A 13,027-nucleotide genomic window follows, 5' to 3' on the forward strand; every position below is an offset into this window, starting at 1 on the left:
CACAAGAGAGCCCGGCGGCGAGATGTTCACCTGGCGCCGGGCGTCCGGAAACGCTCTTGGTTTTAGAGCGCTTTTTCCAGCAATTTCGGTTTGGCAAAAATCATTCTCCCTGCAGATGTTTGTAACACACTGGTGACCAAAACGTCAATCCGTTCTCCAATGTATTCCCGTCCACCCTCGATGACAATCATGGTGCCGTCATCGAGATAGGCCACTCCTTGACCATGTTCTTTCCCGTCTTTGATCACCTGAACATTGATCTCTTCTCCGGGGAGAACCACCGGTTTAACTGCATTGGCCAGATCATTGATGTTTAGCACCTTGACTCCCTGCAGTTCACACACCTTGTTCAAATTGAAGTCGTTGGTGACCACTTTTCCGGATAACACCTTGGCCAGTTTAACCAGCTTGCTGTCCACTTCGGACACTTCTTCAAAGTCCCCTTCATAGATCAGCACACGCATATTGAGTTCTTTCTGGATTTTGTTCAGGATATCCAAGCCTCGCCGCCCCCGATTCCGTTTCAAAACATCGGAAGAGTCGGCGATATGCTGGAGTTCCTCCAGAACAAAGCTGGGGATGACCAAAGTGCCTTCCAAAAATCCTGTCCGGCAGATATCGGCGATCCGTCCGTCGATAATCACGCTGGTGTCCAAGATTTTATGTTCTACATTGTCGCGGTCGCGGCTTTCCTTTTCTTTTTTGCCACGATCCTTTCCTTGACGATTCACGGTAAAGATGTTGATTAATTCATCCCGTTTTTTATATCCGACCCGGAACCCCAAGTATCCCAGCAGAGCAGACACCAGAATGGGCAGAATCGACGAGACGACCGGCAACGGCAATTCCGACAAGGGGGGCTCGATCAGAAATGCTACGATAAGACCAAAGATCAAACCCATTGTACCGAACAGCGTATCTGCCGCTGGTATTTTCACCAAGCGCTCTTCACTCCAGTGGATCCAACGAACGATCACATTTCCAGTGAACCAGTAGGTCAACAGGTACAGGAGGAGCGCCCCCAGGACGGCTCCGATATATGGAGGGGCCGGTACTTCAACAAATCCGATAGGTGGTTGTTGAAGCATCCGAAAGAATGCCGGTCCCAGGTAAAAACCGAGTGTCGCTCCGATCAATATGAAGGCCAAATGGACAGACCTTTTCAGCACGGGGCTTCACCTCCTCATTCACATTATAGACAATCACTGGAAATCAAAACCCTGTTTTTTTGCATCTCAGAGGAAATATCCCCGCCCTGCCGAGTCAGGCCCGTTCCACCCGGGACTTACTCTCCGAAAGAATAATCTCATCTAACAACCCAAAGGCTTGGGATTCTTCCATCTCCTTCGCAAGTACCAGTTCACTGATCAGAATTTGGCGGGCATTGTCCAACATCTTGCGTTCCCCCGTGGAGAGACCTTTCTCCTTGTCCCGAAGCATCAGACAGCGAACCACATCGGCCAAATCATAGATATCTCCGCTTTTCATCTTGTCAAGATTGGCCCGATAACGGCGATTCCAATTGCTTGACACATCTGAGCTACCATTGGCCAACCGCTCGATCACCTCGGAAATCGTCTTCTCGTCGACTACTTCCCTCAGACCGATGCTGTCCACCTTAGACATCGGGATCATCACTTTCATATCGCCGACAGGCATGCGCATCACATAATAACGTTGCGATTCCCCGAGAATCTCCTTCTCTTCGATCGCCTCAATGATGCCGGCGCCGTGCATGGGGTACACCACTTTATCGCCGATGTTGAACACTCGACCCACCTCCAAAGGCAATATCCATTTCCAAGATATCACAATCAGGGGTATAAGTCAATAAATTAAAACAGTAATCTTAGCACATATCAAACAGTAACGTCAATAGTTTTTTAACAAAAGGTTCATTTTCGGGTGGAAAGCCGGAACAAATTGACACTTTCTTCAAGGAAGAGCTATAATCATTTTGTACGGAATCTTCGATCGCTTCGGACAGTTTCCTCATACCCCGATCCGGTGCTGACGTATGGAATGGAAGAGGTGAAAAGAGTTGGAAACCAAAAACCTGCAGACTTTTCAGCAACAAGTGGAGGACTTGCTTTTGAGACATCGGAGTGTGTTGGACGTTTCCTCCAAATTCCAGGAATCCAACAGTCGGGTGAACCGTGCCCTAATGAAGGCAGTGACAGAATGCGGCTGCATTCAGATCCAGGCAGCCCGTCAACCCTTTGCAGAAGGAACACCTCTTGCGGAAACCAAAAACTCCCTCGACTCCCATCTGAACGGATCATTATGTGACCATTGTCTCGAAGTCGTCAAAACGGAGATGGGAAAAAATCTGTTTTATTTGGCTGCCATGTCTAACCTGCTTGAAGTTCAACTGGACGAAGTGGTAAAAGAGGAATCAGAAAAGCTTTCCACTCTCGGGGTGTTCCATATGAGATAAATGCAAAAGGATTCTCGGGCAAAAACCCCAAATCTGTACATCCAGATTCACTAAGGATGTCTCGATCTATTCTACAATAAACTCCTAACTCCCTTCTATTTTTTCTAAAAATGTAAAATCTAGATCGACTGTGAATAAGAACGAACTCCCCTGCAATCTTAAAAACGGCAAAAAAACACCCCTGTGTTTCACAGGGGTGTTTCATCTTTTCATGGTTTCAATTCTTCAATCGGCTCCTCCTGATCCCGATGACGCCTTCTGGAAATGGAACGCTTGACTCCATAAAAGGCATACAGAACCAAGGGGATAAAGACGATCTTGGGAAACTCCGACGGATAGCGAGCCGCCAACCCTCCCATCAAGATGAGAATCAGAGGGGCGATCCAATAGGCTCTCCTGGGAATCCCTAGTTTTTTGAAGTTTGGATACTTGATTTGACTGATCATCAGGTAAGAAAGTAACAGCATCCCGAACACCAGATAACCGGGCCCGTTTACCATGTCACTGTACAGAGCCATGGTGGCGAGAACCCCCCCGGCGGCTGTGATAGGTAGCCCAATAAAATAGCCGGGAATCCCGGGTTTCACATTGAAGCGTGCCAGACGAATCGCGCCACAGACGGGAAACGCAGCTGCGATAACCCAACCGATCGGTCCGAGTTGATAAAGAATGGATTTATACATAATCAGTGCAGGTGCCACTCCAAAAGAAACCAGATCGGAGAGAGAGTCCAACTCTTTTCCGAATTCACTCTGAGTGTTGAGCATCCGGGCGACCCGTCCGTCCAGACCATCCAGAAACATCCCGATGATCACCATAATCGCCCCGTACTCCCATTGTGCTTCCACCGCGAGAATGATAGCCATCATTCCCAAAACCAAGTTCCCAACGGTGAAAACGCTCGGTAAGGCTCGTGCAAACATGAAAGGGAACCTCCTATAATACTGAAGTTGCCGTCTCTCCGGCGGTAAAGCCCCTCCTTTCCCGCGTAAAAAGAGGTTTATAGTGTATTCATTCTATGGAATTTAGATATGTCTGTCAATAAAGACCTGTTCCTGGATCCGTTTCAACCCTTCCTTGATCGTCCGGGCCCTTACATCTCCGATTCCTTCCACTTCATCCAACTCCTCGATGGTGGCCATCATCGCCCGCGGAAGAGATTTAAAGCCCTCAACAAGATTTTGGATGATCGGTGCTGGCAGGCGGGGAATTTTGTTGAGAATCCGATATCCCCTCGGAGCCACAACCTCCTCATGCAGGTCGTTATTAACATGATACCCCAGAGCACGGACGATATGGTTGTGTTCCAATAATTCGTCTGCGGACAGTCTGCTGAGGCGGGCCAATACTTCCGAAGGTTGACAATCCGGATCGAAATAATAGTCCCGGATCACTAGATGAGCCTCTTTTTCCACATGGACCACCAGTTCCTCCAGCTGCATGCTGATCAAGCGGCCTTCAGTTCCCAGCTCGTTAATATATCGTTCAATCTCGCTTTTGATACGCAGTACCATCTCGATCCGCTGGATCACCATCGCCACTTCATTCAGCGTGACCAGTTCCTCAAATTCCAGTGCGCTCAGGTTGGTCATAGACTGATCCAATACAGACTTGTATTTTTCCAGGGTCTGTATCGCTTGATTAGCCTTGGTAAGAATCACACCGATTTCTTTGAGCGCATACCGGTGATTCCCTTGGTACAGGGTGATCACATCGCGGCGCTGGGAGATGGAGATCACCAATTTTCCCGTCTGCCGCGCCGTACGTTGTGCAGTCCGGTGCCGGATCCCCGTCTCCGTGGACGGAATGGAGGAGCTGGGGACCAACTGCGTATTAGCATATAAAATCCGCTTGCCGTCATCGGACAGGATGATCGCCCCATCCATCTTGGCCAACTCGTACAGAAAGGCCGGCCCAAAAGGGCAATCAATATGGAATCCCCCGTCCACAATTTCACGAACGGAATCGTCATAACCTACTACGATGAGCGCCCCCGTTTTGGCTCCAAGAACGTTGTCCAAGCCCTCACGGAACATGGTGCCAGGTGCTACCAGCCGCAATGTATTACTCTCAAAATGATCCTTTTTCTCTTCTTTCAATGATCCTACCCTCCCAGCACCGCTTCCAATGCTTCTTCCACAGATTCGACCCATCTGATATCCAGATTATCCGGGGGAGTCCACCCCCTTTGGTTTTTCTTGGGCAGGATCGCCCGTTGGAATCCCATGTTGGCTGCCTCCGCCACCCGCTGTTCCAGGCGGGAAACCCCCCGCACCTCCCCGGTCAGTCCCACCTCCCCGATCAGAACGTCCTTGGGGCGAGTGGGCCGATCCCGGAAACTGGAAGCCAGACTGACGGCGACGGCCAAATCCACAGCGGGTTCATCCAAGCGGACACCTCCCACTACATTGACATAGGCGTCCTGATTCTGCAAAAACAGACCCAGCCGTTTCTCCAGGACCGCCATGATCATGGTCACCCGATTGTGATCCAGCCCAGAGGCCATCCGTTTGGGAGTGGCAAAGCTGGTGGGTGCCACCAAAGCTTGCAATTCGATCAAGACGGGCCGAGTTCCTTCCATACTGGCAGCCACCGCCGATCCGGAGACACCGGCGGGACGCTCAGACAGAAACATCTCCGAAGGGTTATCCACTTCGGTGAGCCCCTGGTTACGCATTTCAAACAGACCGATTTCATTGGTAGAACCGAAACGATTTTTGACTGCACGGAGAACTCGGTATGTATGATGACGCTCTCCTTCAAAATAAAGCACACAGTCTACCATGTGTTCCAGCATCCGCGGACCGGCAATCGCCCCTTCTTTGGTCACATGGCCGACGATGATCACCGCGATCCCTTGTCCTTTGGCCAGACGCATCAGGCGTCCGGTGCACTCCCGCACCTGGGCCACGCTTCCCGGCGCCGAAGTCACATCAGGAAAGTAGACCGTCTGGATAGAATCCACTACCAGCACTCGGGGAGAGACCTCTTCCACCAAAGATTCGACAGCTGTCAAATCTGTTTCAGCGGCCACAAACAGCTGAGGGTGAATGGACTTCAGGCGATCCGCCCGCAACCGGATCTGTTCTGCGGATTCCTCCCCTGATACATACAGGATCGGCATCCCCCGCTCTGCCAGTCGGTGAGAAGCTTGCAGTAACAACGTCGATTTTCCGATACCCGGATCCCCCCCGACCAGGATCATCGAACCCGAAACCAATCCTCCACCCAGCACCTGGTTCAATTCCCGGATACCCGTATCCGACCGGGGATGCTTTTCGCCGCTCACTTCGGTGATGGGAAGTGCCGGTCGCCGCTCCGTGTGGGTTCCTCGCTGGGCACCCCTTCCCTGGACACTTCGTTCCTCTACCATTGTGTTCCAACTGCCGCAACCAGGGCAGCGACCCATCCATTTGGGGGATTCGTAGCCACATTCCTGGCATGCGAATTTTGTCTTATTTTTTGCCATCCGTTGTCCCCTTAACATTCATATGGCTTCGATCCCAATTATATCAAATTTCTTCAAGAAAACGCACCTCCCGAATCAACGGAAGGCGCACGAAATGGTTGGCTACTAAACAGACTGTGTTTTTTCTTCACGCTGAACCTGCAGTTTTCCGTCTTTCTCGTCGATCTCCAAGGTATCTCCCCGCTGGATATTTCCTTTGAGTAATTCCTCGGACAGACGGTCTTCAATATGCTTTTGAATCGCTCGGCGCAGGGGACGGGCGCCATAGGTGGGATCAAAGCCGGAACCCGCTAGGTATTTGGCCGCTGCATCCGTCAGCACAAAGTCGATCTGCTGCTCCTGCAGGCGTTTGCGCAACTGATTGGACATCAGGTTGACGATCTGTTGCAGATGTTCTTCCTTGAGGGAGTGGAACACGATCACATCGTCAATCCGGTTGAGAAATTCAGGACGGAAAGTTTTTTTCAGCTCTTCCATCACATTCTCTTTCATCGCTTCATATTCATCCTGAGCAGAGTCCCCGATGGCAAAGCCAAGGCGCTTGTTCTGCTTAATCAGGTTGGCCCCCACATTGGAAGTCATGATGATCACCGTGTTGCGGAAATCCACCGTCCGCCCCTTCCCATCGGTGAGACGACCGTCTTCCAACACTTGCAACATAACGTTGAAGATTTCCGGGTGGGCCTTCTCCACTTCGTCAAACAGGACCACTGAGTAGGGCTTACGACGAACCTTCTCTGTCAACTGTCCACCTTCATCATAGCCGACATATCCCGGAGGGGCTCCTACGAGACGAGAAGTGGAGTGTTTCTCCATGTACTCAGACATATCGATCCGCAGAATCGCTTCCTCATCGCCAAACATCGCCTCTGCCAAAGCCCGGGCTAATTCCGTCTTGCCGACTCCCGTGGGACCCAAGAAAATAAAGGAGCCGATCGGCCGCTTGGGATCCTTCAAACCAGCCCGCGCCCGCCGGATCGCCCGAGAGACGGAGAGTACCGCTTCATCCTGGCCGATAACCCGCTGGTGCAGCACCTTCTCCAGATTCAAGAGGCGGTCTGATTCCTCCTCAGCCAGTTTCCGTACCGGGATTCCCGTCCAGTTGCCCACCACTTCAGCGATATCTTCCGGCCCCACTTCAGAGTCCGTCTTTCCTTGGTCCTCTTTCCAACGATTGCGATTCGACTCCAGCTCTTCCCGCAATTTTTGCTCTGTGTCCCGGAGAGAAGCCGCTTTTTCAAACTCCTGACTTTGAACGGCGGCATCCTTCTCCTTGCGCACCTCTTCCAGTTTCTGTTCCATCTCTTTCAGATCAGGAGGCACCGTAAAGGAGGAGAGGCGCACTTTGGAAGCAGCTTCATCGATCAAATCAATAGCTTTGTCGGGCAAGAACCGATCGGTGATGTAGCGATCAGATAGTTTCACCGAGGCTTCAATCGCTTCATCGGTAATCTTCACCCGGTGGTGGGCCTCATAGCGGTCCCGCAAACCTTTTAGAATCAGGATCGTCTCTTCCGAGCTGGGTTCATCCACGGTGATCGGCTGAAAGCGGCGCTCCAGGGCGGCATCCTTTTCAATGTATTTCCGGTATTCGTCCAACGTGGTTGCCCCGATGCACTGAAGATCTCCCCGTGCCAAAGCCGGTTTTAAAATGTTGGAGGCATCGATCGCCCCTTCCGCACCGCCAGCACCGATCAGGGTATGCAATTCATCGATAAAAAGAATGACATTCCCGGCCTGACGAATCTCATCCATGATTTTTTTGAGCCGATCTTCAAATTCACCCCGGTATTTGGTCCCAGCCACGACGGTCCCCATATCCAGGGTCATCACCCGTTTTCCCCGCAGGGTCTCCGGGGTTTCCCCGTCATAGATCTTTTGGGCCAGCCCCTCTGCGACGGCGGTTTTCCCCACTCCCGGCTCCCCGATGAGGACCGGGTTGTTTTTGGTGCGGCGGGAAAGGACCTGAATCACCCGCTCAATCTCTTTGCTGCGCCCAATCACCGGATCCAGTTTGTCTTCCTTGGCTGCGGCGGTCAAATCTTGTGCCAAGCTATCCAGGGTAGGCGTGCTGGCGCTGTTGCCGGAAGCCTGGTGGGAGGAGACCGACTCTGTACTGCCCAGCAACTGCAGCACCTGTTGTCGGGCCTTGTTCAGGCTGACTCCCAGATTGTTCAGAACGCGGGCGGCCACCCCTTCTCCTTCCCGAATCAGCCCCAGCAGGATATGCTCCGTTCCGACGTAGGTATGTCCCAGCTTGCGAGCTTCGTCCATGGAAAGTTCGATCACTTTTTTGGCCCGGGGGGTGTAGGCGATATGGGTAGGTTGCCCCTGGCCTCTGCCGATAAGAGACTCCACTTCCTTCTGTACCTTTTCCAAACCCAGTCCCAGGCCCATCAACGCCTTAGCAGCGATCCCCTCGCCTTCCCGCACGAGGCCCAACAGGATATGTTCTGTACCGATGTTGCCGTGGCCCAGTCGAACGGCTTCCTCCTGCGCCAGAGCCAGCACTTTCTGAGCCCGCTCCGTGAATCTTCCAAACATCATGGGATGATGCACCCCTCTCTGAGTGAATTCATGTTTATTATTCCCTTTCCGGTCCCAAGGAAAGCTGTTCTCGGATCATTTCTGCACGGCGGATATCCCGCTCTTCTGTATCCAACCTCTGGTTGGCCCGGATCTGCAGAAATCCAGGCTGAGTGATCACCATCAATTCGTTCATCACTTGAGGAGTAACTCCGGAGATCAGACCCATATCGATGCCCAGCCGTACATCGGATAGACGTTCCATCGTCTCTTTGGAACTGATCACCCGAGCGTTGGAGAGGATGCCGAAGGAGCGGTGAATCCGATCCTCCAACTGAGTAAAAGAGGCTTCCCGGATTCGCTGTCGGGTCGTGTGCTCATGCTCGATCATCTGCCGCACCACCCCCTCCAGTTTTAGGACAATCTCCTCTTCCCGCTGGCCCAATGTCACTTGATTGGATACCTGGTAGAGGTTTCCCAGGGCCTCACTCCCCTCTCCGTAGATCCCTCGAATCGCCAATCCCACCTGAGTGATGGCGGGAAAAAGACGGTTCAGTTGGCGGGTGAGGGCAAGTGCCGGCAGATGGACCATTACCGAAGCTCGAATCCCCGTCCCTACATTCGTGGGACAACTGGTGAGATACCCTTTGGTTTCACTGAAAGCGTAGGTGAGCTGACTTTCAAACCAGTCATCCAGCTCATCGGCCAACTGCCAAGCCGCTTCCGGCTGGAAGCCAGGAAACAGACACTGGATTCGGATATGATCCTCTTCATTGACCATGATGCTGACCGCTTCGTTTTGACTGAGAATCACAGCCCCATGTCGAGATTCCTCTGCCAAATGGGGGCTGATGAGATGCTTTTCCACCAGTACACGTTTTTCCAGGTCACTGAGGTCATCCATGCGGATCAACTCCGCATCCTGCAACACGGAAGGCCTCCCCTCCTCCCGCAGGGCCATCTCCATCCGGCGCACGACTTCCGAGGATTGAGAGGAGGTTGCCAACATGGGAAAGGGCATTCCCGACAAGTTGCGAGCGATCCGCACCCTGCTGGAAATCACGATGTCTGACCGGGGGCCTTTCCCCTTCATCCATTCACTCAAAGCATGCTGTGTAAAGCGTGGCAGCGACATAGGGCTTCCTCCTCCTAACTGTCCAGTTTCTCTTGCAGATCCCGAATGCGGTCGCGCAGACGGGCTGCTTCCTCAAATTCTTCATTTTCGATGCAGGTAGCCATTTCCTGCTTCAATTTATCGATCTCTCGGCGCACCCGAAGCTTCCCGCCAGTTCTCTCCGGTACCTTCCCCCGGTGGGTGGTGTGTCCGTGCACCCGCCGGAACAATGGATCCAACTGAGCGGAGAAAGCATCATAACAATCACTGCAACCGAAACGTCCAATCTTGCTGAACTGACTATAGGTCAGACCGCAGGTCGGACAGCGCAGAGACTGTGCCTGGGCCGCGGGACGGGTCTGTTGTTCCGCAAACTGACCGTCCAGATTGAGTAGACCAGACAGGAGATTGTTAATGGAAAACCCGGAGTCCATCCCTGGCACCTGCTCCCCTCTCTCCCGTGCGCAGACTTCACAAAGATGAAACTCAGTCTTTTCCCCACTGATGATTTTGGTGTAGTGAAGGGTAGCCGGTCTTTTTCCGCACTCCTGACACTGCATCGGGTCTCACTCTCCTTTACCTGTAAATAACGTCATCACCACATTGCGCATCATCCGGGCCCGCAGTGCATCCCGGAGAGAGACCGGCAAATCCAGCACTTCCCGGGAAACTAATTTTCCCACCATGAGCCCTTCCCTCTCGGTCATCAGCCCCTCTTCGGTGAGGCGCATGATCAGGTCTTCCGCCGCTTGCTGTGTCATCCGGTTGCCGATCATTCGGAGAAGGACATCAAAATATGCCTTTTTCGTCGAAAAGCGGACCTTGCGAATACGAATAAATCCGCCTCCGCCTCGTTTGCTTTCGACGATAAAACCTTTTTCAACAGTAAATCGGGTGCTGATCACATAGTTGATCTGGGAAGGAACGCATTGAAAGAGTTCAGCCAATTCACTCCGCTTTACTTGAATCATCCCAGAAGGGGTCTGTTTCAGGATATTGAGCAAATATTCTTCGATGATGTCCGAAATACTGGACATGTCATTGGATTACCTCCTGCTGACTTTGACTAACTTTGACCTTGATAATTTCATTATACTGGACTCTCTCCCCTTTTGCCAAGGGGCAACATGGACAGTATCATTGTTTCCGTATCGGAGGCGGTTTCATACGGGATGACTCAATCCAGCCGGACCGACCGCACCCCTGGCACTTCCTGCACCCGATCGAGCAGTTCTGTCGGTTCCACCTGGTGGGGAATCCGGAGAATAAAGAGAATCTCGATCTCCGGTTCTTCCTCTTCCCCTTCATCCATCTGCACTTTCTTGATATCAATCCCCATGCTTCCCACCACTGTGGCCAGTTCACCCAGTTTCTTCGGTTGTTTGGTCACCTGAATCCGCATCCGCTTCAACAACTGGCGGTGAAACAGCCAGCCTTCCAGCCGATTCAGCAATTCCAGACTGGCCAACACCAGCAGCGTGGTCAGTATGGCGGGAAAATGAAAGCCGGCTCCCGCTGCCAGCCCGATCGCCGCCACTACCCATAGGGAGGCAGCAGTCGTCAAACCACTGATGGTCATCCCCTGACGGAGAATCGTCCCCGCTCCCAAGAAGCCGACTCCGCTTACGACCTGAGCTGCGATCCGGCCTGGGTCAAAGCGAACATTCTGTTGACCCATAAACTGTGGAAATCCATAGATGGAAAGCAACATGATCAAGGTAGACCCGACACAAACCAGGATATGGGTCCGTAAACCGGCCGGGTGGTTGTTGTGTTCCCGCTCCCAGCCCACCAATCCTCCCAGGAGCGTGGCGACCAATAGACGCACAGCTGTCTCTCCATAGGAAATCGTCCAGATCTCATCTGCCACCAGCCAGCCCTCCTCAATCACTTATTCTTCAGGTCAGGGCTGTTGATTAACCATAAAGTGGATGGCGGAAACGAAACGACCCTTTCGCTCTTCCCCCATCGTAAAATACGGCTTGAGGGGACGAGGATGTTGGGACGGCTACGACCTCTTGCAAAGAACGCATAGCGAGACCCGGGAGCGGAAAGCGACCCTGACGAGACTTGTGCCCTATGGGTGCAAAGGCTCTTCACCGTTCCACCATCCCGACCTGATTTCCCACCCAAAATATGGCTAATCAACACGCCTGTCTTCAGGTAGGTGTGTTGACCCGCAGATGAGTGCTTCTATGGGTTTACATCCGCCCGTGTTGTCAACAGTTCGCTGAAGGAGTGGATCACCTGGTCGGCATCCTCCAGCTCCTTTTCATCACCAAATTGGGGAAAACCGGCATACCTACATCCTATGACGGTGAGCCCGTTAGCTTTCCCAGCCTGAACATCAGAGCTTCGGTCCCCTACCATCCAACCGGAGGTGACTTGATGTTCTTTCATCAAAAGGGCCACCAACTGCCTTTTGTCAAAGATCTTTTTCTCCCCTGCAGAGTATATACCCGTAAACCAGGAGCGGATACCAAAAGCTTGTAAAACGCCCCGCACGTAAGGACCTTGCCCGTTGCTGGCCACAAACAGGCGAAATCCCTGTCCATGGAGAGCCTCCAGACTCTGAGGAACTCCGGGGTACAACGCTCCCATTCCCTCTGCCAGGCAATCCAGTTCGTTTTCCAACCACTTGTCGTCGGCCCGTTTTTTCACCTCATCGGATGCTCCAGGCAACAAACGCTCCCAAATCCCCTCCGAGGTCATGCCAAAAACCGATGTCACCTGTTCATCCGCGGGTCGGTCTCCCTGATAGAGGCCCTGTTCCTGCAACTGTTGATAAGTTCGGTGAAAAGCGGGGATCGCCACCTGTTCGGTTTGAAAAAGTGTTCCATCTAAATCAAAAATGAATGCCTTCCCTTGATTCTTCGACATCGAACTCTCTCCTCTCCTATCAGGAGTATGTATTGGATTCTCCATATTTCAAGCGGGAAGATCGTGTTCTATCCTGGGACCCTTGCCACTTGCAAATCTAACCATCGGACAGAAGCAAATCCTGACGGAAGCCACCCAAGGAAGATGGTCCCCGTCCCCGCTTATATAGGTTGCGTCGATTCAAATCCACCATACACCCATCCATTTCAGGGAAAGATCAATTTTTTCAACATTGACAATAGATGACAACCTCTGTAAAATGGGTTATATTCCAAAAACGGCAGATTGAAAGGAGGTCGTCGAAATGCTAAGCCTTGTTACCCACACTGTAAATTACGGGACTCGTCTGTCCGTAGACGGAGCTTCGGTATCTCCATCCATCCGGAAGGGAAAGATCACCCTGACGGCAGGTATTCCTATGGCCAAAAATGACATGAGGATGCGACGACCTCCGATCGGGGATGTTTAAACCCCTGCTCCATGGCTGTTGAAACAGACGCCACAGGTGGTCTTGACCCCGTCAAGTAGACAATGAAAAAAAGAACGGTTATGCGGCGACTTTTTCCCGATGCTCTACAGGGGAAAGGTCGCCCAATTTTTT

The 13,027-nt window shown here is 52.2% G+C and carries 13 protein-coding genes; 2 read left to right on the forward strand and 11 right to left on the reverse strand.

Translation table 11 applies throughout. The features are described 5' to 3' along the window. Positions 1-62 precede the first annotated feature (62 nt). Positions 63-1,169: a PIN/TRAM domain-containing protein gene (locus JOD24_RS11185; RefSeq protein ID WP_380166972.1), complete on the reverse strand. Its 1,107-nt coding sequence runs from the start codon at positions 1,167-1,169 to the stop codon at positions 63-65. Between the two features lie 94 nt (positions 1,170-1,263). After that, the gene (locus JOD24_RS11190; RefSeq protein ID WP_429246914.1) at positions 1,264-1,770 is read right to left on the reverse strand and encodes a CarD family transcriptional regulator; all 507 of its coding nucleotides are present in this window, start codon (positions 1,768-1,770) and stop codon (positions 1,264-1,266) included. Between the two features lie 271 nt (positions 1,771-2,041). Here JOD24_RS11190 and JOD24_RS11195 point away from each other — a divergent pair, with 271 nt between their 5' ends. Beyond that, positions 2,042-2,437 carry a DUF1573 domain-containing protein gene (locus tag JOD24_RS11195; RefSeq protein WP_429246915.1) on the forward strand — a complete coding sequence of 132 codons (396 nt, stop codon included), beginning with the start codon at positions 2,042-2,044 and terminating at the stop codon, positions 2,435-2,437. Between the two features lie 209 nt (positions 2,438-2,646). On the opposite strand, the gene pssA is transcribed toward JOD24_RS11195, so the two are convergent. From pssA to JOD24_RS11240, 9 genes are all read right to left on the reverse strand, one after another. Next, positions 2,647-3,360, reverse strand: coding sequence for a CDP-diacylglycerol--serine O-phosphatidyltransferase (pssA, locus tag JOD24_RS11200; RefSeq protein ID WP_380166988.1), 714 nt, complete (start codon positions 3,358-3,360; stop codon positions 2,647-2,649). Between the two features lie 102 nt (positions 3,361-3,462). After that, a complete protein-coding gene (gene disA / locus JOD24_RS11205) occupies positions 3,463-4,536 on the reverse strand; it encodes a DNA integrity scanning diadenylate cyclase DisA (RefSeq protein ID WP_380166990.1) in 1,074 nt (357 codons plus the stop codon). A gap of 5 nt (positions 4,537-4,541) precedes the next feature. Then, the gene (radA, locus tag JOD24_RS11210) at positions 4,542-5,906 is read right to left on the reverse strand and encodes a DNA repair protein RadA (protein ID WP_380166992.1); all 1,365 of its coding nucleotides are present in this window, start codon (positions 5,904-5,906) and stop codon (positions 4,542-4,544) included. A gap of 105 nt (positions 5,907-6,011) precedes the next feature. Beyond that, the gene (locus JOD24_RS11215; RefSeq protein WP_380166994.1) at positions 6,012-8,453 is read right to left on the reverse strand and encodes an ATP-dependent Clp protease ATP-binding subunit; all 2,442 of its coding nucleotides are present in this window, start codon (positions 8,451-8,453) and stop codon (positions 6,012-6,014) included. A gap of 37 nt (positions 8,454-8,490) precedes the next feature. Beyond that, positions 8,491-9,567: a protein-arginine kinase McsB gene (gene mcsB, locus JOD24_RS11220; RefSeq protein WP_380166996.1), complete on the reverse strand. Its 1,077-nt coding sequence runs from the start codon at positions 9,565-9,567 to the stop codon at positions 8,491-8,493. A gap of 14 nt (positions 9,568-9,581) precedes the next feature. Further along, complete coding sequence (gene mcsA, locus JOD24_RS11225) at positions 9,582-10,106, reverse strand: protein-arginine kinase activator protein McsA (RefSeq protein WP_380166998.1); 525 nt, start codon at positions 10,104-10,106, stop codon at positions 9,582-9,584. Between the two features lie 6 nt (positions 10,107-10,112). Beyond that, positions 10,113-10,583, reverse strand: a complete 471-nt coding sequence (locus JOD24_RS11230) for a CtsR family transcriptional regulator (protein ID WP_380167000.1) — start codon at positions 10,581-10,583, stop codon at positions 10,113-10,115. A gap of 140 nt (positions 10,584-10,723) precedes the next feature. Then, the gene (locus JOD24_RS11235) at positions 10,724-11,416 is read right to left on the reverse strand and encodes an MgtC/SapB family protein (RefSeq protein WP_380167002.1); all 693 of its coding nucleotides are present in this window, start codon (positions 11,414-11,416) and stop codon (positions 10,724-10,726) included. A gap of 323 nt (positions 11,417-11,739) precedes the next feature. After that, positions 11,740-12,426, reverse strand: coding sequence for an HAD family hydrolase (locus JOD24_RS11240; protein WP_380167004.1), 687 nt, complete (start codon positions 12,424-12,426; stop codon positions 11,740-11,742). Between the two features lie 304 nt (positions 12,427-12,730). On the opposite strand from JOD24_RS11240, the gene JOD24_RS11245 reads away from it, so the two are divergent. Then, a complete protein-coding gene (locus JOD24_RS11245; protein ID WP_380167006.1) occupies positions 12,731-12,895 on the forward strand; it encodes a hypothetical protein in 165 nt (54 codons plus the stop codon). Positions 12,896-13,027 lie beyond the last annotated feature (132 nt).

Origin of the sequence: Kroppenstedtia sanguinis, assembly GCF_050433445.1 — a bacterium.
In the GTDB taxonomy this organism is placed as follows: domain Bacteria; phylum Bacillota; class Bacilli; order Thermoactinomycetales; family DSM-45169; genus Kroppenstedtia; species Kroppenstedtia sanguinis.

Coding starts and splice junctions, on each gene's coding strand:
- JOD24_RS11245 (WP_380167006.1), top strand. CDS start 12,731: ATGCTAAGCCTTGTTACCCACACTGTAAATTACGGGACTCGTCTGTCC.
- radA (WP_380166992.1), bottom strand. CDS start 5,906: ATGGCAAAAAATAAGACAAAATTCGCATGCCAGGAATGTGGCTACGAA.
- JOD24_RS11230 (WP_380167000.1), bottom strand. CDS start 10,583: ATGTCCAGTATTTCGGACATCATCGAAGAATATTTGCTCAATATCCTG.
- mcsA (WP_380166998.1), bottom strand. CDS start 10,106: ATGCAGTGTCAGGAGTGCGGAAAAAGACCGGCTACCCTTCACTACACC.
- JOD24_RS11240 (WP_380167004.1), bottom strand. CDS start 12,426: ATGTCGAAGAATCAAGGGAAGGCATTCATTTTTGATTTAGATGGAACA.
- JOD24_RS11215 (WP_380166994.1), bottom strand. CDS start 8,453: ATGATGTTTGGAAGATTCACGGAGCGGGCTCAGAAAGTGCTGGCTCTG.
- pssA (WP_380166988.1), bottom strand. CDS start 3,360: ATGTTTGCACGAGCCTTACCGAGCGTTTTCACCGTTGGGAACTTGGTT.
- mcsB (WP_380166996.1), bottom strand. CDS start 9,567: ATGTCGCTGCCACGCTTTACACAGCATGCTTTGAGTGAATGGATGAAG.